Origin of the sequence: Marinobacter xestospongiae (assembly GCF_023156385.1) — a bacterium.
GTDB lineage: Bacteria > Pseudomonadota > Gammaproteobacteria > Pseudomonadales > Oleiphilaceae > Marinobacter > Marinobacter xestospongiae.
On sequence record NZ_JAKZAK010000015.1, the window covers coordinates 19,543 to 43,026 of the forward strand.

A 23,484-nucleotide genomic window follows, 5' to 3' on the forward strand; every position below is an offset into this window, starting at 1 on the left:
CAGTTGCGTATCGGTGACGACACGATGATTCGTAGGAATATGATTTAGAGCAACAAATGTTTAGTGGAAAAGTATAGTCACCCTACCCGAGGGAGAGCGAATCCCTCAGTGCTTGCCAGTGGAGCCGAAGCCACCGGCACCACGATCGCTGCTCTCGAAGCTGTCCACCAGCTCAAATTCCGCCTGCACCACCGGCACCAGCACCAGCTGGGCAATGCGCTCCCCGGCCTCGATGGTGAACGTGGTGTTGCCCCGGTTCCAGCAGGACACCATCAGCTCGCCCTGATAGTCGGAATCGATCAGTCCCACCAGGTTGCCCAGCACAATGCCATGCTTGTGACCCAGCCCGCTGCGGGGCAGGATCATCGCCGCCAGCGAAGGATCTCCGATGTGGATCGCCAGGCCGGTTTTCAGCAGCTCGGTCTGACCGGGTTCCAGGGTCAGCGGCTGATCCAGACAGGCCCGCAGATCGAGCCCGGCAGAGCCATCGGTGGCGTATTCCGGCAGTGGGATGGTATCGCCGATGCGGGGGTCCAGCACCCGGACCTGTAAAGATTGTTTGGTCATCCAGATTCCTTAATAAACGTTTGCGTTCCGCGCCGCAGTAAACGGCATCAGCCGGCACTGGCCCGGTCACGGTAGCGGTCGGCGATCAACGCCACCAGTTTGGTCGCCAGTTCGGCCTTGCCCTGGGCCTCGAAGGGCTGCTCGCCGTCGGCCCAGAACACCGTCACGGCGTTGTCGTCGCTGTTGAATCCCAGCCCGGGGCGGGACACATCGTTGGCAACGATCATGTTGAGGTTTTTGCGTTGCATTTTATCGCGGGCGTAGCGGGCCACGTCTGTGGTCTCCGCCGCAAATCCGACGGTAAATGGGGCGCTCTCGCGACAAGATATTGTCGCAAGCGTATCGGGATTGCGCACCAGAGCCAATGACATGGCGCGCTCGGATTTCTTGATCTTCTGATCCGCACACTGGTCTGGGCGGTAATCCGCCACCGCCGCCGTGGCGATGAAAATGTCGCAACCGGCATCGACCGCCTCACTGGCGCCCGCCAGCATATCGGCCGCTGTCACCACCGGCACCACCGCAACCCCGTCCGGCGCCGCCAGGGCCACCGGCCCGCTCACCAGCGTGACCTCGGCACCCGCAGCCCGGGCCGCCGCCGCCAGGGCGTACCCCATTTTGCCGGAGCTGTGATTGCTGATGTAGCGCACCGGGTCGATCGGCTCACGGGTGGGACCGGCGGTAATCACCAGTCGCAGCCCTGCCAGCACACCGTCAACCGGCGCCTGCAGCCTGGCCAGCAGCGCCTGGGGTTCGAGCATCCGGCCGGGGCCGGTGTCGCCACAGGCCTGCTCGCCCTGGTCCGGTCCCCACAGCGACACCTGGGGGTCGTCCGCCAGCAGGGCGACGTTGCGCTGGGTGCGGGCATTGCGCCACATCGCCTGATTCATCGCCGGCGCCAGCACAATGGGCGCCTCGGTGGCACTGCACACGGTGGTGAGCAGGTCATCCGCCATGCCCTGGGCGAAGCGGGCAAGGAAGTCCGCCGACGCCGGAGCCACCAGCACCAGCTCGGCCCACTTGGCCAGCTCGATGTGCCCCATGCCGGCCTCCGCTTCCGGGTCCAGCAATGAGGTCCGCACCGGCTCGCCACTGAGGGCCTGGAAGGTCAGCGGCGTCACAAAGGCCTCGGCACCGCCGGTCATCACCACCCGCACCTCGTGCCCGGCCTTGCGCAGCAGGCGAACCAGCTCGGCACTCTTGTAGGCCGCGATACCGCCGGTTACTCCCAGCAGGATGCGTTTCTGCACCATGTCCTCTCCCGTTTGATCTCGCCAAAAGCCTTGAAAATCAAGGCACCCTGTTAGCAAACCCAGGGGCGTATAAGATAGCACCGCTGGCCGCCCATCGACAGCCCGCCAACTGTGGTAGTCTCATCGTCACGGACACCGTAAACCCGGCTCAGGACGAGCCGTTATCGACATCAAGGGAATGGATTCACCATGTCACAATCTTCCTGGCCCCGGGACCAACGCCCCAGGGAACGCCTGCTGGCCCATGGCGCCGGCAGCCTCTCCGACGCCGAACTGCTGGCCATCTTCCTGCGCACCGGCACCAGCGGCACACCGGTGATGGCGCTGGCGCAGCAACTGATCGAGCGCTTCACCAGTCTGCGGGGCCTGATGACCGCCAGCCAGCGCCAGTTCTGCGACGTCCGCGGCCTGGGCAGCGCCAAGTACGCCCAGATCCAGGCCGCCATGGAGATGGCCCGGCGAGTGATGGACGAACCCCTGCGCCAGGGCGACCCTCTACGCTCTCCAGAGGACACCCGACGCTATCTGTGCAGTCGCCTGGGCACCTATCCCCACGAGGTGTTTGCCGGCCTGTTCCTGGACAACCGCCACCGGGTGATCCAGTATCGCGAGCTGTTCCGCGGCACCATTGACGGCGCCGCGGTCTATCCCCGGGAAGTGGTGCGTCAGGCTCTCGAGGATAACGCCGCCGCGGTGATCTTCGCCCACAACCACCCGTCCGGCGTCGCCGAGCCCAGCCAGGCGGATGTCGCCCTCACCAAACGACTGCGGGAAGCCCTGGGGCTGGTGGACATTCGGGTGCTGGACCATATGGTGGTGGGGCACGGTGAGGTGGTTTCCCTGGCAGAACGGGGGCTGCTGTGAAAACGGGGGCTTAGCCGATGGCCTGGCCAAATTCCCAACAATTTTTTGCTTTGCCTGGGCAGTTCTGGTATAAAAGCGTCCCTTTCTGGCGGCGTCTGGCGGGCAGCGTGCACTCAGGGGCGCAATAGCAGAGGCGCGAGTAGCAACCAGAGACGCAATTTAACGAATTCGTTCTTTAGTAGACCAACGCTCAGGTCGGAGGCAAGTATGTCCAGAGTTTGTCAGGTTACCGGTAAGCGACCGGTCACCGGTAACAATGTTTCTCACGCAATGAACCACACCAAGCGTCGTTTTCTGCCGAACCTGCAGAACCATCGCTTCTGGGTCGAGTCCGAGAAACGTTTCGTGAAGCTGCGCGTATCCACCAAGGGCATGCGCATCATCGATAAAAAAGGCATTGACGCTGTGCTGGCCGATCTTCGCGCCCGCGGCGAGAAAGTTTAAGGAGCCGCATCATGCGCGAAAAGATCAAGCTGGTATCCTCAGCAGGCACAGGCCACTTCTACACTACGGTGAAGAACAAGCGTAACACCCCGGAAAAGATCGAGATCAAAAAGTACGATCCGGTGGTTCGCAAGCACGTGGCGTACAAAGAAGCCAAGATCAAGTAATTTGATCTCCGGCCACAAAAAAACCCGGCAACCGCCGGGTTTTTTTGTGGCCGCCAATCGGCTCAGAAAGTCTCCAGATACCCCTTCGGCAAGGCGATATCCATCGCAATTGGCAGGTGATCCGACATTGGGTAGCTGACCACCTCGGAACGCCGTATTTCCAGGCTGGGGCTCACCAGAATATGATCCAGCGCCCGCTCCGGCCGCCAGCTGGGGAAGCTGTGGGCGGTCTCCGGCAGCGGCACCAGATTCGCCGCCTTCAGCGGCGTACCGCTCAACAGCTCTTCGGCATGGTTGTTCATGTCCCCCATCAGCACCACATGCTGGTACTGACTGATCAGCTCATGGATATACCCCAACTGCTTCTGCTGCGCGGTTTTGTTCAGGGACAGATGCATCATCACCAGCACCAGCGGATCATCCTCGGCACCGTAACGGGCGATGATCGCACCGCGCCCCGGAATCAGCCCCGGCAGCCGGTGCTCACAGACATCCAGGGGCCGGAATCGGCTCAACAGACCGTTGGAGTGCTGGGCCAGCTGACCCAGATTGCGGTTGAGCTGCTGGTACCAGTAGGGAATGCCCGCCGCCTCCGCCAGGTACTGAACCTGGTTGATGTAGCCACTGCGCAGACTGCCGCCGTCACACTCCTGTAGCGCCACCACATCGTAGCCACGCAACAGCCCGGCAATACGGTCCAGATTCTCGATACGACGACGATGGGGCAGGAAGTGCTGCCAGCTGCGGGTAAGGTAATGGTGGTAGGAAGAGGTATTGATGCCCACCTGGATATTGAAGGTCAACAGGCGGATATGTCGATGGGGCTCGAAGTCCGGAACATGGACCTCGCCCGAGCAGGCACCCCGAGGTTGAGACTCGGTGCCAAGCATGCCATTGAGCTGCTTACGGATTCGCTTGTACATGGACGGCTCGCCTCACTACCTCCAGGCCTTTCGTCTCCCTGACACACACCGCCGGACCCGTTCAGATCCGGCGGCGCAGCGAATCAGCGCGCGTCGCGCTCCTTCGCCACCAGGTAGTCTACCACTTCCAGCATGGCTTCATGGCTACCCGCCCCAGTGCCGGTGACCGTGTACTTGCCATTTACCAGCATAGTCGGAGTTCCGGTGATGCGGGCACCACGGATCTGCGACTGGGCCTGCTGGAACTGGGCACTGACCCCGAAGCTCTCGTAGGCGGCTACGAACTCAGCCTTGTCGACACCATAGTCCGACAGGAACTCACCCAGGGCATCGGCGTCGTTGAGCGCCCGACGCTCCACCGCCAGTGCCTTGAACAGCGCATCGTTGGTGGTGTCATTGAGCTGATCGATGGCCTTGAGGGCATAGAACGCCATGGCATGAGGGGTCCAGGAACGCCCCAGCGCAGCCGGCACCATCTCAAAACTGACGTCTTCAGCCTGCTTGTCCGCCCACGCCTCAACCAGCGGCTTGAAGCGGTAACAGTGGCCACAGCCATACCAGAATACTTCAGCCACCTCGATCACATCGGGGTTACTGGTGCGCACCGGATTGCTCAGGCGCTCATAGTGGCGCCCTTCTTCCCAGGAACCGTCGGCGGCCTGGGCTGAAAAAGCCGTGAGCGCCAACACCAGGCTCAGCGCCACGTTCAGTAGTTTGGTCATCGATTTTCTCCACATTGCAAGGGATTGGCCCGACGGGCCCGATTCGTCGTCATGCCCGCGCTGTGACCATGCACCAGCCAAATAGTTCTGGCCAGGCAGCTTACGCCCTGCTCATCCGGGCTCCGACGATGCCCCAAATTATCGATAAACAGCCACATTTATCCACGCCTGGCAGGTTACGCCATGTTAATCCAGCCAGTTCGGCCACAAAAAAACCCGCACACGGCGGGTTTTCTGCCACAACGTCTACTGGCCTTAGTGCAGGCCGGACACGTAGTTGGCAACCGCTTCGATCTCGGCATCCGTCAGGCGAGATGCCACATCAGCCATGATCTGGGCGTTAGCGGTGGCAGCACGCTCACCATCGCGGAAGGCCCGCAGCTGCTTGGCCACGTACTCGGCGTTCTGACCACTCAGACGGGGATAGCCGGCCGGCTCGTTACCCTTGCCCTGGGGGTTGTGACAGCCGGCACAAGCCGGAACGCCAGAGGCCATGTTACCACCGCGGTAGATCGCAGAACCGCGCTCCACCAGCGCCGGGTCGGCCTGGTTCAGGCCCACGGGCTGTTGGTCAAAATAGGCTGCCAGGTCCTGCAGGTTCTGGTCAGACAGACCATTCAACTGGCCAGCCATCTCCGGAATGTTCCGGGTGCCATCCTGGATATGCTTGAGCTGGCGGGTAAGGTAGACCTCGCCCATGCCGGCCAGTTTCGGGTAGTTGCCCATGAGTGGCTGGGCACCGCCCTGGCCGTGGCAGCTCTGACACGCCATACCCGACACCAGCTCTTTACCAGCTTCAGGATCTCCCGCCCCGTAAGCCACGGCACTGAGGCTAACGCCGAGAACTACTCCTGCGATCAGTTTTTTCATGCTCGCTCCGCTTCTCTCTCATCTTAAAACCGATTATTCGTCATACAGCCGGCGGGCCTGGGCCAAGGAGGTGCTGCGTGAACCCGGCTCGCCGAACACCTCTTACCGGCAACGTGGCCGCCACCGGAAAGAACCCCAAACCGCAGGCAAGAGGTTGACGGGCCGTCTGCGAAGGGCCTTTTTGCCAGAAAACGCGAGGCTGGGCCTTGACCTAAGACAGTTTCACGCAGCCTCGGTTCTCCGGGGCTGTCAGCAGCTACGCTCGGCGTGCCGCCTGAAATTGGTGTAGCATTATACATTAATCCCTGATAACTGAAATCCAATAGGAAAGCCTAAATTCGTGTCGGCCGAACAGCAGTCCAAACCCGTATCCTTTAACAGCGCCCGCTTCCTGATCAGCGCCTCGCGGCTGGACGAATGTCCGCCCGACGACGGTGTCGAAATCGCGTTTGCCGGTCGCTCCAACGCTGGCAAGTCCAGCGCCATCAACTGCATCACCGGCCATGGCAAGCTGGCCCGCACCAGTAAGACACCGGGACGCACCCGGCTGATCAACTTCTTCAGCCTCAATCGAGAACACTGCCGTCTGGTGGACCTGCCCGGCTACGGCTACGCCAAAGTCTCCCGCAACATGAAGGAAGACTGGCAGGAACACCTGGGTCATTACCTCAACGATCGCCGCTGCCTGCGGGGACTGGTACTGGTGATGGACATCCGCCACCCGCTCACCGAGTTCGACCGGATGATGGTGGATTGGTGCGAGCACAACCAGGTGCCACTGACCATCCTGGTCACCAAGGCGGACAAACTGAAGTTCGGGCAGGCCAAGACCGCCATGCTGACCATCGCCAAGGAACTGAAGCAGCAGCAGTTCGTGGAAAATCTGGTGATGTTTTCCGCCACCACCAAGCGCGGTCTCGATGAAACCCGCGACATTCTCAGCCAATGGTTTGAGTCCCCCGCCCCGGTGGCATGACCGGCCAGACAGCCGCCGCCCGCCTCTAAAAAGCCGGCGTCCCGCATCGGGACCCCGGCCAAACGTCAGGGTTATCGACGTGCTAAAACCCGAGCGAACGCTCAGGAGACGCCCCGGAAGTCCGAATCCTTGGGCGTGTATGTACGACCCGGCGACAGATCCAAAAGTTCCGGGAAACTAATCAGCCTCCGGCAAATCCGGCCGGTACCGCTCCCGCAACGCCAGCACCGCCTCATGATGAGGCTCGGTAACGTAGGGCAGCTCCAGCGTCAGCACCTGGAAGATCCCCTGCTTGAGCTTGGTCTTGTTGAGGCTGCAGGACAACTCGGTGCCATGGGCGGTCTTCAGGAACGCCATCCAGTTGGTGATCACCAGCCACACGTTCAGCGCCAGCGCGGTGCGCATCTCGTCGGTCTGCGGCTGCAGCACCTGACCATCGGACAGCCCGGCGAAAATACGGTTGATGGCGTCCAGGCAGCGGTTGGTGAAGCGGCGATAGTCTTCCCGCAGGCGCTCGTCACTGTCGAGCAGGAACTCCAGATCGCGGTGGAAGAAACGATAGCTCCACAGCCCGTCAAACACCGACTCCAGGTAGAACATCTTGTCTTCCAGGGTCAGTGAGCGCCCCTCCGGCACCTGGAGGTAGTAATCCACCAGCTTTTCATACTCCAGGAAGATCTCGTAGATGATGTCGGACTTGTTACGGAAGTGGTAATAGAGGTTGCCCGGCGAGATCGCCAGGTGGGCGGCAATGTGGTTGGTGGTGACGTTGCGCTCGCCCCGCTCGTTAAACAGATCCAGACTGGCAAGGATGATTTTATCTCTTGTTTTCATAGACTCACTGCTTGCACTCAGCGCTGTCCGGCAACGCATCGTGGGTGGCAATTCCGGCATGGCCCGATCGGCCACCCCTTCCCTTGACTGACTAGAGTATATACTCTAATAATACACCAAAGATCAAATCGAACAGTTTCTGTACAGCCGCAAAACCCTGAACGGCAGCCCTGAACAGAAATGCAGTCCTGAACCAACACAGACCTGCACAGACACACCCGGGAACCGGCCCGACACAGCGCACTACCGGCCAGCCTCCCGGCCACGATAAAACGCCATCCGCCCGTGCTGACACGGTCCGGGGAGACGAGGAGAGAATCATGGGTGCAACCGTCATCGAGTTGACCGAAAGCAAGAAGCAGATTCAACACATCGGCCAGGTTTTCAACGCGCAGCGCGCGGCCTTCCGCAAAAACCCGATGCCCTCGGCCACGGAACGACTGGAAAACCTCAAGCGCCTCAAACGCGCCCTGCTCAGCAACCAGGAACGACTGCTCGAGGCCATCGACCAGGATTTCAGCTGCCGCTCCCGCGATGAGACCCGGATTGCCGAGATCATGCCGTCGGTGCAGGGCATCAACTACGCCATGAAGCACCTGGACGGCTGGATGAAGCCATCCAAACGCCACGTGTCAGTGCTGTTCCAGCCCGCCAGCAACCAGGTGTTCTACCAGCCCAAGGGCGTCGTCGGCATCATCGTGCCCTGGAACTACCCGCTGTTTCTCGCCATCGGGCCGCTGGTGGCCGCCCTGGCCGCCGGTAACCGGGCGATGATCAAGATGTCCGAGTTCACCCCGCACACCTCCGCGCTGGTCCACGATATCCTCAGCGCCACATTCCCGGAAGATCTGGTGTCCGTCATTCTCGGTGAGGCCGATGTCGCCGCGGATTTCTCCGGCCGTGCGTTTGACCACCTGCTGTTTACCGGTTCCACCTCCGTCGGCCGGATCGTCATGCGGGCCGCCGCCGAGAACCTGACCCCGGTCACCCTGGAGCTGGGCGGCAAATCCCCGGCACTGGTGTCCGCTGATGTTCCCATGGCCGATGCGGCGCAACGGATTGCCTTCGGCAAGGCTTTCAACGCCGGCCAGACCTGCGTCGCCCCGGATTACGTGCTGTGCCCGGCCGACCGCCTGCAGAGCTTCGTCGACGAATTCCGCAGCCAGTTCTCCACCATGTACCCAAGCCTGCGGGACAACGATGACTACACCGCCATCATCAACGAACGCCAGTACGACCGGCTGCGGGGCTACCTGGACGACGCCCGGGACAAGGGCGCCGAGATCATCGAGATCAACCCAGCCGGGGAGAACCTGAGTGACGGCACCCGCAAGATTCCGCTGACCCTGGTGCTCAACACCACCCCGGACATGAAACTGATGCAGGACGAGATCTTCGGCCCGATCCTGCCAGTGGTGAGCTATGACAGCCTCGACGACGCCATCCACTACATCAATGAGCGGCCACGTCCGCTGGCGCTGTACTATTTCGGCTACGACAAGGGGCTGCAACAGCACGTCACCGAAAGCACCCACTCCGGTGGCATGTGCATCAACGACGCGCTGATGCACGTTGCCCAGGACGACCTGCCCTTTGGCGGCATTGGTGACTCTGGCATGGGCCATTACCACGGCAAGGAAGGCTTCCTGACCTTCTCCCACGCCCGCTCCATCTTCACCAAGCAGCGCTTCAACAGCGGCAAATATGTCTATGCCCCCCATGGCACCGCCATGCACAAGCTGGTGTACAAGCTGTTTATCCGCTGAGCTCCACTGCCGGCCCGCGCTGACCGCCGGGCCGGCCACCCAGCTATACCAACCTCCCTGCCAACCGGATTGCGCACCAGATCATCGCTGTCACCGTACCGACGCGAACTTCGGCCCCAGTTGCTGCTATCCTACGCGCCTGGAGAGCACAAGGAGCCCAATCATGCCCACCGTCATCTACCCAGGAACCTTTGACCCCATCACCAACGGCCACACCGATCTGATCGAGCGGGCCGGCCGGATGTTTGACCAGGTGGTGGTCGCCGTTGCCTACAATCCCAAGAAACAACCGCTGCTGACCCTGGAAGAGCGGGTTGAACTGGTGGAGGAGTGCACCGCCCATCTGGACAATGTCCGGGTGACCGGTTTCAGCAATCTGCTGGCGGAATTTGTGCGAGAGCAGAACGCCACGGTGATCCTTCGCGGCCTGCGCGCGGTGTCGGATTTCGAGTACGAATTCCAACTGGCGGACATGAACCGGCGCCTGGCTCCGGAGGTGGAAAGCGTGTTCCTGACACCGGCCAACCACCTGTCCTACATTTCCTCGACGCTGATTCGGGAGATCGCATCCCTGGGCGGTGATATTTCCGAATTCGTGCCGCCGGCGGTGGCCGCGGCGCTGGCCCGCAAGTTCGGTCGCCAATAGTCGCTCTGTTGATCAGCATTCCGGGGGCAACAGCCACCACTTTGCCCCCGGTTTCCGGTAAAATACCGGCGTTCTTTGAGATTCCCGAGGTGATGCCTGATGGCCTTGATGATTACCGACGAATGCATCAACTGCGACGTCTGTGAACCCGAATGCCCGAACGAGGCGATTTCGCCCGGTGATGAGATCTACATCATTGATCCCAACAAGTGCACCGAGTGCGTCGGCCATTACGATGAGCCCCAGTGCCAGGCGGTATGTCCGGTGGACTGCATTCCGGTCGATCCGGAACGGGAGGAGACCCGGGAGCAGCTGATGGACAAATACCACCAACTGACCGGGTAATAACACAACGCGGCGGTCGGCCCGGCCCACTCTCTGGTACCGGGCCCGACAGCCGCCGGCTTTCAGATCAACGGCGGCAGCGGGATGCTGGTCTCGTTAACGCCGATCACCCGGTCCTTAAGCCGGGCCTCGATGCGATAGACATCGTCATCCCTCACAATCAGGCCCTGGGCCTGTAGCGGACGGAGCACGTCCCGGGCTAGCTGCGGATTCTTGTCCACCAGTGCCGCCGGCACCGCCAGCTCCAGATCCCCGACCAGACCATCCATGACCACCCGCAGATTCGCCCGCTCAGCTTCCGGCACCAACGGATGCTGCAATGATGCCCGCCCGGTGATGTCGCCTTCCGGTGTCTGCAATAACAGTTCCGGTACCGCCACCGTCAGACCATGGCCTGCCAGGGCTTTCAGGGTATCCGACAGCTCCGCCATCAGCGCCAGCTGTCGATCTACCTGGGCCCGGGTGGGTTGCCCGGAAGGACGCGCCAGACTCTGCAGATCGGCGAACAGCTCGCTGAGGCGATTCCAGCTGTCCAGGTGGGCGCCCTGAATGGCGAAGCTCACCCGTTGTTGACCATAGTCGGTGTCAGCCACCGCCAGTTCATCCACCTCCAATTCCGCCTCGCTGTCGAAGCGCTGCTGGTCATCGGTGGCGGTGGTTTTGCCCCGCACCGCAATGTCCTTCAGCACCACCGCCGGCTGATCGGTATCCGCCAGGGACACCTGCGCCAGCGTCAGCTCGCCGCCGCCCTGCCAGAGCTGCCCGCGAACCTGCTGCAGCTGCTGGCTGAGCCGCAGATCGTCGAACGTCAGCCGCACCCCTGGCGCCCTGGCCGCCATTCCTGGCCAGCGCAGGTCGATCTCGGCATCACGGCCCTGATTGGTGATCCGCGCCCAGCCATAGGCTTCGGCGGCGTTAAAGGACTCCCCGGTGGCGGTGTTCTCGACACTGACCGCCGGCACGTTCAGCTCCAGCGTCACCGTGCCCCACAGTCGCGATGCCATCACCAGGTGCGGCCGGCGCTCGCCGAACAGCGGCTGCCCCAGGACCTGGAAACGCTCTGAGGTGGTGACGTCCAATTCACTGCCCAGCAGGCCGTGACTGACCTCGCCCTGGAACGGAATGGTGATCGCCCGCCCCGTTTCGGGGTTGGTGAACACCAACCGACCGCTGACATCGGCGCTGAGGTAATGCCGGTCGTAGCGGCCGGTTTCCAGCCGGAACAATGCCTGAGTGCGGTTCAGCTCCGCTGCCGCCCGCTGCCACTGGGTTTCGGTGGCCTTGCCCACCAGCCAGGGCGCACTGGCCGCCAGGGCCAGTACCAGCGCCCCGGCGGCCAACATCCATGGTCGTTTCAAACTCTACTCCGTCGCTATATGCGGTTGTTTACCGGCGGTCATTTACCCGCCAGGCGCTCCAGTAACACCAGCTGGGACGCAAAGCGTTCTTCGCCCTCCGCCGGGTGGTTCTGGATGTACTGGCCATCCGGCTGCAGCTCCCAGCTCTGACAGTTGTCATGGAGGTAGGCGTCCAGATCACTGCGCAAACGCTCGGCCAGGTCCCGGTCATCCACCGGGAAAGCCACTTCCACCCGGTTGATCAGGTTACGGACCATGCCGTCGGCGCTGGAACAGTAGATCTCCGGCTTGCCATTGTTACCGAAGCTGTAGACCCGGGTGTGCTCCAGAAAACGGCCGATGATGGAGCGCACGTGAATGTTCTCCGACAGTCCCGGCACCCCCGGCCGCAGGCAGCAGATGCCACGGATGATCAGGTCCACCCGCACCCCGGCCTGGGAGGCGCGGAACAGCGCCAGCATTACCTCAGGTTCGGTCAGCGCATTGATCTTGAAGATGATATGGCCGTTCTCGCCGTACTCCGCCTCCCGGTCGATCAGTTCGATCAGCTTCTTGTGGAGGGTAAAGGGTGCATGGAACAGCTTCTTGATCTTCAGCGCCTTGCCCATGCCGGTGAGCTGCTGGAACAGTTTGTTGACGTCGTCCCCCAGGGCGTCGTCACAGGACAGCAGGCTGTAATCGGTGTACAGCCGGGCATTGCCGGCGTGATAGTTGCCCGTTCCCAGATGGACGTAGCGCTTGAGCCGGCCTTCCTCGCGGCGCACGATCAGGATCATCTTGGCATGGGTCTTGAAGCCCACCACGCCGTACACCACGATCACCCCGGCTTCCTGCAGACGACTGGCCAGCTCCAGGTTCTCCGCCTCGTCGAACCGCGCCCGCAGTTCAATCACCGCGGTCACTTCCTTGCCGCGCCGGGCCGCGTCCATCAACGCTTCCACAATCTCGGAGTCGGCGCCGGTGCGGTAAAGGGTCTGGCGAATGGCCAGCACCTGCGGGTCCTTGGCGGCCTGACGCAGGAAGTCGATCACCGGCGTAAAGCTCTCATAGGGATGCAGCAGCAGCTGCGGCTTCTGACGGATGGCGTCAAACATCGCCTCGGCGTTGCGGATCTTCTTCGGCACCGAGGGCGAAAAACCGGGATAGGTGAGGTCGTCCCGGTCCACCAGGCCACCCACCGCCATCAGCCGGGTCAGGTTAACCGGGCCATGGACCTTATAGAGATCACGCTCGGTGAGGCCAAACTCCCGAAGCAGGAACTGCACCAGTTCCTCAGGACAGTTATCCGCCACTTCCAGCCGTACGCCGTCGCCAAAGCGGCGGCTCAGCAGCTCGCCCCGCAGGGCGGACGCGAGGTCTTCCAGGTCGTCTTCCAGCTCAAGGTCGGCGTTGCGGGTCAGCCGGAACTGGTAGCAGCCCTTGACCTCCATACCCGGGAACAGCTGATCGGCATGGGCGTGAATCATCGACGACAGAAACACCAGGTTGTCGCCACCGTCGCAGACCTCGTCCGGCAAGCGCACCAGCCGCGGCAGTGAACGCGGCGCCGGCACGATTGCCATACCGGTTTCACGACCGAAGGCGTCCTTGCCGTCCAGTTCGACAATAAAGTTGAGGCTCTTGTTGACCAGCCGCGGGAATGGGTGGGACGGGTCCAGACCAATGGGGTTCACCACCGGCAGGATCTCTTCCTCAAAATAGCGCTGCACCCACTCCACCTGGGCGGGGGTCCACTCCCGGCGGCGGACGAAGTGAATGTTCTCCTTCTCCATCTCCGGGATCAGCACGTTGTTGATGATGTCGTACTGTTCGGTGATGTACCGGTGCGCCACCTGGCTGATCTCATTCAGCAGCTGGTTGGGCAGAATGCCATCCGGCCCCGTACTCTCACGACCGTACTTGATCTGCTGACGCAGCCCGGCCACCCGGATTTCAAAGAACTCATCCATGTTGCTGCTGAAAATGCAGCAGAAGATCAACCGGTTGATCAGCGGGTGGGTCGGGTCCAGAGCCTGCTGCAACACCCGGTAGTTGAACTGCAGGTGGCTGAGTTCGCGATTGAAGTAGTTCTCGCTGGCCGTGGGATCAATGGTCACAACTTCCTCCACTGAATCCACCTCGGCCTTGCCGGCCACCGGTTTCAGGGCATTTGCAGAATCCGTCGTCATGTCGTGTCGTCCTCGCAGTTCGCCACGGCCAGCCTGGGCTCAGCCGCGTTGTTGGAGTATCCGCGCCGCTCGCACGGCGAAGTAGGTCAGGATGCCGTCGGCACCGGCCCGGCGCATGGCCAGCAGGCTTTCCATCATCACCTTGTCGCCGTCCAGCCAGCCGTTCTCCGCAGCCGCCATGTGCATGGCGTACTCGCCACTGACCTGATAGACAAAGGTGGGCACCTTCAGTTCGTGCTTGACCCGGTAAACGATGTCCAGGTACGGCATACCCGGCTTCACCATCACCATGTCCGCGCCTTCCGCCAGATCCATGGCGACTTCGTGCAGGGCTTCATCGCTGTTGCCCGGGTCCATCTGGTAGGTTTCCTTGCTGCTCTTGCCCAGGGTGGAGGACGTGCCCAGCGCGTCCCGGAACGGACCGTAGTAGCTGGATGCGTACTTGGCAGAATAGGCCATGATCCGGGTGTTGATATGGCCGTTTTCCTCCAGCGCCTGGCGAATGGCGCCAATGCGGCCATCCATCATGTCCGACGGCGCCACCATGTCGGCACCGGCATCGGCGTGGCACAGGGCCTGATTCACCAGCGCCTCTACGGTGACATCGTTGAGGACATAGCCATCATTGTCGATGATGCCGTCCTGACCGTGGGAGGTGTAAGGGTCCAGTGCCACGTCGGTGATCACCCCCAGCTCCGGATGCGCCTGCTTGAGCGCCCGGATGGTGCGGGCAATGAGGCCCTGGCTGTCCCAGGCCGCGCTGGCCGACAGGCTGCGGTCCTCCGGCGCCACCACCGGGAACAGGGCAACCGCGGGAATCCCCAGCTCCACCAGTTCCGCCGCCTGCTCCACCAGCAGGTCGATGCTCAGGCGCTCAACGCCCGGCATGGAAGGCACCGCCTCCCGCTGACCTTCCCCTTCCAGCACAAACACCGGAAAGATCAGGTTATCAACACTGAGCCGATGCTCCCGCACCAGCCGACGGGTAAAATCGTCGACCCGGTTACGACGCAAACGGCTGGCGGGGAAGGCACGATGGATGGGAGAGTTCACTGCAACCTCCTGTAGGAGTCTATTAGGAAAGGAAATTCTTCCATCATACACCTCTGCCGCGAGGAGCACAGACCCCGACACGACGAGGGTAGCAACCAAATTGTTACAGATTAATGACAGCGCCGCCCAGACCGCACCAGCCCTGACCTGCGGCGCGACCCAGGGCACCGGCATTGCGGCAACTGCGTACCGCAACGGACGCCGCGCCACGGATTGCCCCGGCGGCGTTGACACAAAGAATGAATAGTGATTCACTTGTTTTAGAGGAAACAGCCATGGCCTATCGCGAAACCGAAAAGATGCGCCAACGCAAGGCCCAGACACGCCAGCGCATTCTGGATTGCGCCCGCCAACGGGTCTTCGAGGGGGGCTTCGGCAACGCCCAGGTAACCCGCATCGCGCAACTGGCCAGTGTGGCCACGGGTACCATCTACCGCCACTTTGACTCAAAGGAGGAGCTGTTCGCGGAGATCTTCCGTGACGCCACCGAACGGGAGGTCAACAAGGTGTCGGAGGATCTGGCCAGTCACGGCGATGCCGTCAGCCGCCTGGGCAAGGCGCTGCGACGCTTCGCCGAACGGGCACTGGATGCCCCGGTGATGGCCTGGGCGCTGATTGCCGAACCGGTGGACCCGCGCGTGGAGGCGCAACGGCTGATTTACCGCCGGGCCTACGCCGAGCTGTTTCAACGCACCATTGAAGAAGGGATCGAGGAAGGCTCACTGCCGCCACAGGATGCGCATTTCAGCAGTACCTGTCTGGTAGGCGCGATATCGGAAAGCCTGGTGGGGCCACTGTCGCCCACACAAGCGGGCGATGGCGATATCGTCGAGCCGGAACACACTGACCCGCTGGTCGACACCATTGTGCGCTTTTGCCTGCAGGGACTGACCGGCAACCGGAGGTAAGTTATGAACGCCCAGCACCAGCCCACGGCCAGCTCCATCGACGAGCAGCCAACCGACCGCTACCTGGCGGTTACCCACGAGGTCACCAACCAGCCAACCGCGCTGGAGAACTACAACCTCTACCAGCAGGACACCGCCCTGCAGCAGGCCGTGGCGCGGGAAGGCGCGAGCTGGGCTGAGGATGAGCTGGTGCGCTTTGGCGCCCTGGCCGGTCAGGCCGAGACCATTGATCTTGGCTTCAAGGCCAACGAGAACAAGCCGACCTTCAACACCCACGACCGTTATGGCCACCGTATCGACGAGGTGGAGTTCCACCCCGCCTACCATGAGCTGATGACGATTGCCCTGGAAAACGGCCTCCACAGCAGCCCCTGGACCAACCCGGGCGCGGGCGCCAACGTCGCCCGCGCGGCCAAGTACTACATGCACTCCCAGGTCGAGGCCGCCCATGGCTGCCCGGTCACCATGACCTTCGCCGCCATTCCGTCGATCCGCCATCAGCCGGACCTGGCGGCGCAGTGGGAAAGCAAGATCCTCCACAACAGCTACGATCCCCGCAATGTCCCGGACAGCGAGAAACAGTCCGTCACCATTGGCATGGCGATGACAGAAAAGCAGGGCGGCAGCGATGTCCGCGCCAACAGTACCCGGGCGTTGCCGATGGGCCAGGGTGGCCCCGGCCAGGCCTACGAGCTGGTCGGCCACAAGTGGTTTGTCTCAGCCCCGATGTGCGACGCCTTCCTGGTACTGGCCCAGGCCCCCGGTGGCCTGTCCTGCTTCCTGATGCCGCGCTGGCGCCCGGACGGCAGCAAGAACCCCTGGCAGATCCAGCGCCTGAAGAACAAGATGGGCAACGTCGCCAACGCCTCCAGCGAAGTGGAACTGCGCGGCGCCCTGGCGTGGATGGTGGGCGAAGAAGGCCGTGGCGTCCCTACCATCATCGAGATGGTGGCCATGACCCGCTTTGACTGCATGATTGGCAGTTCCGGCGGCCTGCGTCAGGCTGCCGCCCAGGCCCTGCACCATTGCCGCCACCGCAGTGCGTTCGGCGCCACCCTGGCAGACCAGCCGCTGATGCAGAACGTGCTCGCAGACCTGGCGCTGGAGAGCGAAGCCGCCATGGCCCTGACCCTGCGGGTCGGCCGCGCCCTCGACAATCCGGACAACGAACAGGAGCAGCTGTTCACCCGGCTGGCGACACCGGTGGGCAAGTACTGGATCTGCAAGCGGGTACCCAATCACGCCTACGAATCGATGGAATGCATCGGCGGCAGCGGGGTCATGGAAAACTGCATCATGCCGCGGCTGTTCCGGGAGTCCCCGGTCAACGCCATCTGGGAAGGCAGCGGCAACGTCCAGTGCCTGGACACCCTGCGGGCACTGCAGAAGTCGCCGGACTCGCTGGAGGCGTTTTTTGCCGAGCTCGACCTGGCCCGCGGCAGCGACAATCGCTTCGACCGCTTTGTCGATCAGCTCAAGGGTGACTTTGCCCGCACCGACGACATCCAGTACCGCGCCCGCAACCTGGTGGACCGGCTGGCGCTGTCACTGCAGGCCTCGCTGCTGCTGCAACAGGGCACCCCGGCGGTGGCGGACGCATTCTGCGCCGCCCGCCTGGAGCACCACGGCGGCCTCAACTACGGCAACCTGCCCCGCGGTGTGGATGTCCGCGCCATTATCGAGCGGGCCACACCTGTAGTCGATTGACGGCGTATAGTAGACTGACGGCGTATCACACAGCCCCGGCCGGTCGCGTCCTGCGTCCGGCCTGCCCTGCTCCACTGCCGGAGGTTTCTCATGTCCGACGCCCTGCGCCGCCTGATCCAGGCCGATCCGCAACAGCCCACCATCACCCCGCATATCGGGGTAATGACCCTGCATTTCCAGGTCTATGGCTGCGACGACCTCAAGGCCAAGCGCAAGGCGTTCGCGCCGCTGAAGGCGGTCTGGGGACGGGAGCCGGACCTGGCGGTGGCGGAAACCGCCGACCAGGAAGCGCTTGATTGCGCCACCTGGAGCGTCGCGGTCCTTGGCACCTCCTCCCAGGCCATCGACCAGCGCCTGGACCAGATCGAGAAAGCCATTGCCGAGCGCATCGACGCGCCGGTGCTCGAGGTCCAGCGGGAACTGCTCTGACGGCCGCCCGGGTGCCCGCGGCAACGATCCGACCCGGGTCAATCCGGCTTATGGCACCACTGCCGGGGAGCCCGTATACTACGCCCCCCTGAGAGGACCAGAAATGACCCTCTGAATAACTCTGAATCGCCTCTGCGCCCTGGCCCATAGGTGATCCGAAGGTATTTAGAGGCAGCTAACAGAAGCCTCTGAACAGCACTTGCTTCGCCAGCGGACGGTGTGAGGTGTTGTTCAGAGTGTCTCTGCAACCGGCAGTCGGCCTCCCCGTTTGGGAACCCAGAAAAGTGTGCCAGACTGCTGTAACAGACCAGCGGTAAGCCTTGGCTTACCGCCGTTCTCCGTTGGCCAGCCGGGATCGGCCGACGGATACCACGGAGACCGTGTGGCGCCTATGACCGGTAAGAAAAAATCCGCTCACGCCTCGATCGAGGCCATGTATCGTGTGTTCACCGTACCGGAAGCACCCGACTCCACCCTGAGCCGGATCGACCAGAACATATCCAACAACCTGGCGGGTTTCCTGCAGGAGCACATCGTCGCCGTTGAACGGGACCTGAGCGATGTGGAGAAGAACTTCTCCGACTCCAGCATCCCCGAGAAACCGGTGTTTGTGTCCGAGCAGACCCAGTTCCTGCTCGACAAGCTGGTGGCCAACTCGGTGCATACCGCCTCCCCCAGCTTCATCGGTCATATGACCTCGGCACTGCCCTACTTCATGCTGCCGCTGTCAAAGATCATGATCGCACTGAACCAGAACCTGGTGAAAACGGAGACCTCCAAGGCCTTCACACCCATGGAGCGGCAGGTGCTGGGAATGATTCACCGCCTGGTCTACAAGCAGGACGGCGCTTTCTACCGCAAATGGATGCACGATCCACGGCATTCACTGGGGGCCATGTGCTCCGGCGGTACCGTGGCCAACCTGACGGCGCTGTGGGTGGCCCGCAACCGCGCCTTCCCCGCCGAGGGCAGCTTCCGCGGCCTGCACCAGGAGGGTCTGTTCCGGGCGCTGCGCTACTACGGCCACGAAGGCGCTGCGGTGCTGGTGTCCAGTCGCGGCCACTACTCCCTGCGCAAGGCTGCCGACGTGCTCGGGCTGGGCCGGGACTTCCTGGTGCCGGTGCCGACCGACGATGACAACCGCATCCAGACCGATGCGCTGCGGGAAAAGTGCCTGGAACTGCAGAAACAGAAGATCAAGGTGATGGCCATCTGCGGCGTTGCCGGCACCACCGAAACCGGCAATGTCGACCCGCTGGAAGCGATGGCCGACATTGCCCGGGAATTTGGCGCCCACTTCCACGTTGACGCCGCCTGGGGCGGGCCGACCCTGTTCTCCCGCCAGCACGCCCATCTGCTCAAGGGCATTGAGCAGGCCGACTCGGTCACCTTTGACGCCCATAAGCAGCTGTATACGCCGATGGGGGCCGGCCTGGTGGTGTTCCGTGACCCCAGCCTGTCGAGCGCGGTGGAGCACCATGCCCAGTACATCATCCGCAAGGGTTCCCGTGACCTCGGCAGCACCACCCTGGAAGGTTCCCGCCCGGGCATGGCGATGCTGATCCACTCCGGGCTCAAGATTCTCGCCCGGGAGGGCTATGAGATCCTGATCAATGAGGGCATCGCCAAGGCCCGTCGCTTTGCCGACCTGATCGATGCCCGCGACGACTTTGAACTGATTTCCCGACCGGAGCTGAACATTCTCACCTACCGCTACTGTCCCGCCAAGGTTCAGCAAGCACTGGCGCTGGCAGACCCGCTCCAGCAGGAGCGCCTCAATACCGGACTCAACCGGGTGACCAAGTTCATCCAGAAAACCCAGCGTGAGCGGGGCAAGGCGTTTGTCTCCCGAACCCGACTGGAACCGGTGGCCTATCAGCGTTTCCCCTGCATTGTCTTCCGCGTGGTGCTGGCCAACCCGCTGACCACTGACGAAATCCTGCGGGACATTCTCAGCGAACAGGCGGAACTGGCCCGGGAAGCGGGCATTGCCGATGAGATGGCGATTCTGGAGGAGATCACCCGGACCGTGCTGGCCGGGCAGGAAGGCGGGGAAGACCTGCGCTCACAGGCCTGAGACGGGTGCAGGACGGCCGATGCCGTCCCGTCACCGAATGGCGGGGGCCGGACCTCAGTAGAGGGCGGCCTCGTCGTCCAGCACCTCGTGGAGGATGTCCAGGAACATGCGATCCGCCTCACTCCACTGCTCCGGGATACGGACCGTGGTGTTGGCGCTGATTTCCCGCGCGATCAGTTCGTTGGCGTTCTGCTCATTGCGGTACTTGCGGGCGATCTCCACGGATTTGACCGCCACGGTGGGATCGCTCAGCACCTTCTTGATAAAGGTGCGCAGTTCGTCAATGGTCTTGGCCTGACGACTCTCGGATGCTGAACTCATCTGTTTACTCCCTCGATAAATGACCCGGGCTGCGATCATGCCGCAACCGCGCGATACTGTCACGGCCCACGATACCGCCCCCGCAGCACCGCCCATTATAGCAGGGGCGAATGCCATCGGCGGCAACGGACGCCAGGCGGTCAGACCATCAGCCCCCGCACCGTGAAGAACAGCACCGCCGCCATGCTGGCCGACGCCGGCACGGTAATCACCCAGGCCGCCACGATCTTGGTGAGGTGAGAACGCTTCACCAGCTCTTCCCGGTAGATCTTCTTCAGCCGCTTACGCTCTGACTTCGACAGCGGGACGTCTTTTTTGTTCTGCTTGGCTTCCTTCAGCAGCTGCTCCATCTCTTCCACCGACGCCTCCCGGAAGTTGTCCAGGAACGGCTGCAGGCGCGCCCGCTGCTCGGGCCCATGACGCTCAATGATGGAGTGCAGCTGGGAGGCGTAGTTGGATTTCAGGTATTCCCGCAGGAAACCCACCCCGAACACCCCGCCAATGGCGATGTGGGTGGAGCTGACCGGAAGCCCAAGCTGAGAGGCGATGATCACCGTCAGCGCCGCCGCCAGCGCGATACAGAAGGCACGAGTCTTATCCAGCTCGGTGATTTCGCTGCCCACGGTCTTGATCAGCCGTGGCCCGAACAGCATCAACCCGAAGGACAGGCCCAGGGCACCGACGATCATCACCCACAGCGGGATGCTGGCGGAAGTCACCACACCACCGTTGGACAGCGCACCATTGATGGCCGCCAGCGGACCGATGGCGTTGGCGACGTCGTTGGCGCCGTGGGCAAAACTCAACAGGGCGGCGGCGAAAATCAGCGGCCAGGTGAACAGGGTGTTGACCCCGGTTGAGCTGTTGGCCATGGTCGCCGCCTTACGGGCCACCAGGGTACGCATGATGGCGAAGGTCACAGCAGCCACCGCCAGACCCACCAGGGACGCATCCAGAAAGTCCACCTTGATGACCTTCTTCACGCCCTTGATCATCAGGTAAGTGCCGAAGGCCCAGGCCATGATGGCCACCATCCAGGGCACGAAGCTGCGGGCCGCCGGAATCACATCGCGGCGGTAGAGCACCGCCTTCTTGATCAGGAACAGGAACAGCGCCGCCAGCAGCCCACCCAGGGCCGGTGAAATCACCCAGCTGGCCACAATCTTGCCCATCACCGCCCAATTGGCGATGCCCCAGCCACCGGCGGCGATCCCCGCTCCCAGGACCCCACCTACGATGGAGTGGGTGGTGGACACCGGCGCACCCATCCAGGTGGCCAGGTTCAGCCACAGGGCGCCGGCCAGCAGCGCCGCGGTCATCAGCCAGACAAAACTGTTGGGATCGGCCAGGCGCTCCGGCGAAATGATGCCGCCCTTGATGGTGGAGACCACATCGCCACCGGCAATCAGTGCACCGCTGGCTTCGAACACCGCCGCCAACACCACCGCAGCCCCCAGTGACAGGGCCCCGGAGCCAACCGCCGGGCCGACGTTGTTGGCCACGTCGTTGGCACCGATGTTGATGGCCATGTAGCCACCGATCACCGCCGCGGCCATCAGCAGCATGCTGTTGGGCAGGCCGCTGCTCAACTGCCCCACGACCAGCCAGACGCCGAGCAGGAAGAAGAGACTGATGCCGATCCGATAGCGCTCTGTGGTGGGACTGGTAAGGATGGAGTCGAGAAAACCGTTAGCCTGGGCCATGGAGAAAACCACACTCATGCAGATAGGAACCAGGGGCGCACTATAGTGATTTTGTCATTAAATTGAAATCTTCGAAAACCGAGACTCCGGGCCCAGCGTTTCGGCGTTTTGCCGCCTTATTGACATAAAGCAAGCTAATCAGTGGCACTCGATCACTGTTTTGTCCACAGTGATTGCCGCATAATCCCACCATGGTCGCCGAAAAGAACGATAACCGCCGAGCGAGACACCATGAAACACCTTGCCGATGACCGCCGCCAATCGGCCAAGCAGGACGAAGAGGGCCGGGCTGCCCGGCTGCTGGCCTGGCTATCCGCCATGGCGCTGCTGTTCCTGCTGGGCATTGGTGCCAAGTCGTGGTTCTCCGGCCATGGCAACCACGCCGTGGTGCTCTGGTGTTTTGCGGTGCTGGTGGCCCTCAACATCCTGGCGTTCCTGAAGACCCGCGACCCGAGCCAGCACAAGGTGGGTCTGCTGATCGTGGTGTCGGCACTGTTCGTCTACCTGTTCGCCTCCGGCGGCGAGAACAACACCGGGCCGCTGTGGTTCTACGTCTTCCCGCCGCTGCTGTTCTACCTCACCGGCCTGCGGGTGGGCACCCTGATGCTGCTGGTGTGTCTGCTGTTCGCCACCCTGGTGTTCCAGTTCCCCCAGCTGCCGTTTGTCACCGCCGAGTACAGCGCCGACTTCAAGGTCCGGTTCTTCGCCACCATCTGCTTCGAGGCAATGTTCTGCTTCCTGCTGGAGTACAGCCGGCGCAAGGCCCGCAACGAACTGCTGGCCCAGGCCATGAGTCATGAACAGGCGGCCCGTACCGATGAGCTGACCGGCCTGGCCAATCGCCGCGAAATGCAGCAACGGCTGCAGCTCGAGTACAACCGCTACCAGCGCTCCGGCCACCACTTTTCGGTCGCCCTGATCGACCTGGACTGGTTCAAACGCATCAACGACGACTACGGCCACGACGCCGGCGACGCGGTCCTGCGCCAGTTTGCCGAGCTGCTGGCACAGATGGTGCGCCAGACTGACCTGGCGGCCCGCTGGGGCGGCGAGGAATTCCTGCTACTGCTGCCGGACACCTCGTTGCTGCAGGCGCTGACCCTGTCCGAGCGGCTGCGCCAGAAAGTAGCAGACAACCATTTCCAGTTCCGGGGTGAGACCCTGCCGGTATCCATCAGCGCCGGCGTCAGCTCCATCACCCAATCCGACTCCATCAACCATCTGCTCAAGCAGGTGGATGTCCAGCTCTACAACGCCAAGGCCGCCGGCCGCAACCGCATTGCGCCCCGGGTCAAGAGCCGCCTGACACCGGCCATCCCCGACGCTTGAGGCGCTGCTGGCGGCTCGCTACCATAGCCGGCCATCCCATTAGCAAGAGGTTCA

At 62.5% G+C, this 23,484-nt stretch carries 23 protein-coding genes; 12 read left to right on the forward strand and 11 right to left on the reverse strand.

What is annotated here, in order from left to right:
- Nucleotides 1-105: 105 nt before the first annotated feature.
- Entirely contained in the window at nt 106-567 is a 462-nt protein-coding gene (dut, locus tag MLD24_RS11765) for a dUTP diphosphatase (RefSeq protein WP_227173800.1), read from the reverse strand.
- Nucleotides 568-614: 47 nt separating this feature from the next.
- Nucleotides 615-1,820, reverse strand: coding sequence for a bifunctional phosphopantothenoylcysteine decarboxylase/phosphopantothenate--cysteine ligase CoaBC (coaBC, locus tag MLD24_RS11770; protein ID WP_248166786.1), 1,206 nt, complete (start codon nt 1,818-1,820; stop codon nt 615-617).
- A gap of 189 nt (nt 1,821-2,009) precedes the next feature.
- On the opposite strand from coaBC, the gene radC reads away from it, so the two are divergent.
- The 3 genes from radC to rpmG all read left to right on the forward strand — a co-directional run bounded on the left by radC (nt 2,010) and on the right by rpmG (nt 3,295).
- Nucleotides 2,010-2,684, forward strand: a complete 675-nt coding sequence (radC, locus tag MLD24_RS11775; RefSeq protein ID WP_227173798.1) for a RadC family protein — start codon at nt 2,010-2,012, stop codon at nt 2,682-2,684.
- A gap of 207 nt (nt 2,685-2,891) precedes the next feature.
- Nucleotides 2,892-3,128, forward strand: coding sequence for a 50S ribosomal protein L28 (gene rpmB / locus MLD24_RS11780; protein ID WP_092020087.1), 237 nt, complete (start codon nt 2,892-2,894; stop codon nt 3,126-3,128).
- Between the two features lie 11 nt (nt 3,129-3,139).
- Complete coding sequence (gene rpmG, locus MLD24_RS11785) at nt 3,140-3,295, forward strand: 50S ribosomal protein L33 (protein WP_227173797.1); 156 nt, start codon at nt 3,140-3,142, stop codon at nt 3,293-3,295.
- A 62-nt stretch (nt 3,296-3,357) separates the two neighbouring features.
- On the opposite strand, the gene MLD24_RS11790 is transcribed toward rpmG, so the two are convergent.
- The 3 genes from MLD24_RS11790 to MLD24_RS11800 all read right to left on the reverse strand — a co-directional run bounded on the left by MLD24_RS11790 (nt 3,358) and on the right by MLD24_RS11800 (nt 5,810).
- Nucleotides 3,358-4,218: an endonuclease/exonuclease/phosphatase family protein gene (locus MLD24_RS11790; protein ID WP_248166787.1), complete on the reverse strand. Its 861-nt coding sequence runs from the start codon at nt 4,216-4,218 to the stop codon at nt 3,358-3,360.
- An 83-nt stretch (nt 4,219-4,301) separates the two neighbouring features.
- Nucleotides 4,302-4,940, reverse strand: a complete 639-nt coding sequence (locus MLD24_RS11795) for a thiol:disulfide interchange protein DsbA/DsbL (RefSeq protein ID WP_248166788.1) — start codon at nt 4,938-4,940, stop codon at nt 4,302-4,304.
- A gap of 255 nt (nt 4,941-5,195) precedes the next feature.
- Nucleotides 5,196-5,810 carry a c-type cytochrome gene (locus MLD24_RS11800; RefSeq protein WP_227173794.1) on the reverse strand — a complete coding sequence of 205 codons (615 nt, stop codon included), beginning with the start codon at nt 5,808-5,810 and terminating at the stop codon, nt 5,196-5,198.
- A gap of 340 nt (nt 5,811-6,150) precedes the next feature.
- Between MLD24_RS11800 and yihA the strand changes: the two genes are divergently transcribed.
- The gene (gene yihA / locus MLD24_RS11805) at nt 6,151-6,786 is read left to right on the forward strand and encodes a ribosome biogenesis GTP-binding protein YihA/YsxC (RefSeq protein WP_248166789.1); all 636 of its coding nucleotides are present in this window, start codon (nt 6,151-6,153) and stop codon (nt 6,784-6,786) included.
- Nucleotides 6,787-6,963: 177 nt separating this feature from the next.
- On the opposite strand, the gene MLD24_RS11810 is transcribed toward yihA, so the two are convergent.
- Complete coding sequence (locus MLD24_RS11810) at nt 6,964-7,620, reverse strand: TetR/AcrR family transcriptional regulator (protein WP_248166790.1); 657 nt, start codon at nt 7,618-7,620, stop codon at nt 6,964-6,966.
- A gap of 320 nt (nt 7,621-7,940) precedes the next feature.
- Here MLD24_RS11810 and MLD24_RS11815 point away from each other — a divergent pair, with 320 nt between their 5' ends.
- From MLD24_RS11815 to MLD24_RS11825, 3 genes are all read left to right on the forward strand, one after another.
- Entirely contained in the window at nt 7,941-9,386 is a 1,446-nt protein-coding gene (locus MLD24_RS11815) for a coniferyl aldehyde dehydrogenase (RefSeq protein WP_248166791.1), read from the forward strand.
- A 163-nt stretch (nt 9,387-9,549) separates the two neighbouring features.
- On the forward strand, nt 9,550-10,032 hold the full coding sequence (gene coaD / locus MLD24_RS11820; protein ID WP_227173790.1) for a pantetheine-phosphate adenylyltransferase: 483 nt from the start codon (nt 9,550-9,552) through the stop codon (nt 10,030-10,032).
- 99 nt (nt 10,033-10,131) lie between these two features.
- Nucleotides 10,132-10,377, forward strand: coding sequence for a YfhL family 4Fe-4S dicluster ferredoxin (locus tag MLD24_RS11825; RefSeq protein ID WP_227173789.1), 246 nt, complete (start codon nt 10,132-10,134; stop codon nt 10,375-10,377).
- Nucleotides 10,378-10,439: 62 nt separating this feature from the next.
- Here the strand turns inward: MLD24_RS11825 and MLD24_RS11830 are convergent, their stop codons facing one another.
- Genes MLD24_RS11830 through hemB form a run of 3 tightly spaced genes read right to left on the reverse strand, consistent with a single transcriptional unit; the run spans nt 10,440 to nt 14,956 of the window.
- Nucleotides 10,440-11,735 (reverse strand): DUF945 family protein, encoded by a 1,296-nt coding sequence (locus tag MLD24_RS11830; protein ID WP_248166792.1) that lies wholly within the window; start codon nt 11,733-11,735, stop codon nt 10,440-10,442.
- Nucleotides 11,736-11,773: 38 nt separating this feature from the next.
- Nucleotides 11,774-13,903: a polyphosphate kinase 1 gene (ppk1, locus tag MLD24_RS11835; RefSeq protein WP_248166793.1), complete on the reverse strand. Its 2,130-nt coding sequence runs from the start codon at nt 13,901-13,903 to the stop codon at nt 11,774-11,776.
- 39 nt (nt 13,904-13,942) lie between these two features.
- Nucleotides 13,943-14,956 (reverse strand): porphobilinogen synthase, encoded by a 1,014-nt coding sequence (gene hemB, locus MLD24_RS11840; protein ID WP_248166794.1) that lies wholly within the window; start codon nt 14,954-14,956, stop codon nt 13,943-13,945.
- Nucleotides 14,957-15,231: 275 nt separating this feature from the next.
- Here hemB and MLD24_RS11845 point away from each other — a divergent pair, with 275 nt between their 5' ends.
- The 4 genes from MLD24_RS11845 to panP all read left to right on the forward strand — a co-directional run bounded on the left by MLD24_RS11845 (nt 15,232) and on the right by panP (nt 20,077).
- Complete coding sequence (locus tag MLD24_RS11845) at nt 15,232-15,864, forward strand: TetR/AcrR family transcriptional regulator (RefSeq protein ID WP_227173785.1); 633 nt, start codon at nt 15,232-15,234, stop codon at nt 15,862-15,864.
- Between the two features lie 3 nt (nt 15,865-15,867).
- Complete coding sequence (locus MLD24_RS11850; RefSeq protein WP_248166795.1) at nt 15,868-17,571, forward strand: isovaleryl-CoA dehydrogenase; 1,704 nt, start codon at nt 15,868-15,870, stop codon at nt 17,569-17,571.
- A 90-nt stretch (nt 17,572-17,661) separates the two neighbouring features.
- A complete protein-coding gene (locus MLD24_RS11855; RefSeq protein ID WP_248166796.1) occupies nt 17,662-18,000 on the forward strand; it encodes a DUF503 domain-containing protein in 339 nt (112 codons plus the stop codon).
- A gap of 391 nt (nt 18,001-18,391) precedes the next feature.
- The gene (gene panP / locus MLD24_RS11860; protein WP_248166858.1) at nt 18,392-20,077 is read left to right on the forward strand and encodes a pyridoxal-dependent aspartate 1-decarboxylase PanP; all 1,686 of its coding nucleotides are present in this window, start codon (nt 18,392-18,394) and stop codon (nt 20,075-20,077) included.
- A 54-nt stretch (nt 20,078-20,131) separates the two neighbouring features.
- Here panP and MLD24_RS11865 read toward each other — a convergent pair whose 3' ends face one another.
- Together MLD24_RS11865 and MLD24_RS11870 are read right to left on the reverse strand one after the other, a co-directional pair.
- A complete protein-coding gene (locus MLD24_RS11865; protein WP_227173782.1) occupies nt 20,132-20,398 on the reverse strand; it encodes a hypothetical protein in 267 nt (88 codons plus the stop codon).
- A gap of 140 nt (nt 20,399-20,538) precedes the next feature.
- Complete coding sequence (locus MLD24_RS11870) at nt 20,539-22,101, reverse strand: inorganic phosphate transporter (protein WP_248166859.1); 1,563 nt, start codon at nt 22,099-22,101, stop codon at nt 20,539-20,541.
- A 231-nt stretch (nt 22,102-22,332) separates the two neighbouring features.
- On the opposite strand from MLD24_RS11870, the gene MLD24_RS11875 reads away from it, so the two are divergent.
- Nucleotides 22,333-23,430 (forward strand): GGDEF domain-containing protein, encoded by a 1,098-nt coding sequence (locus MLD24_RS11875; protein ID WP_248166797.1) that lies wholly within the window; start codon nt 22,333-22,335, stop codon nt 23,428-23,430.
- The last annotated feature ends 54 nt before the right edge of the window (nt 23,431-23,484 follow it).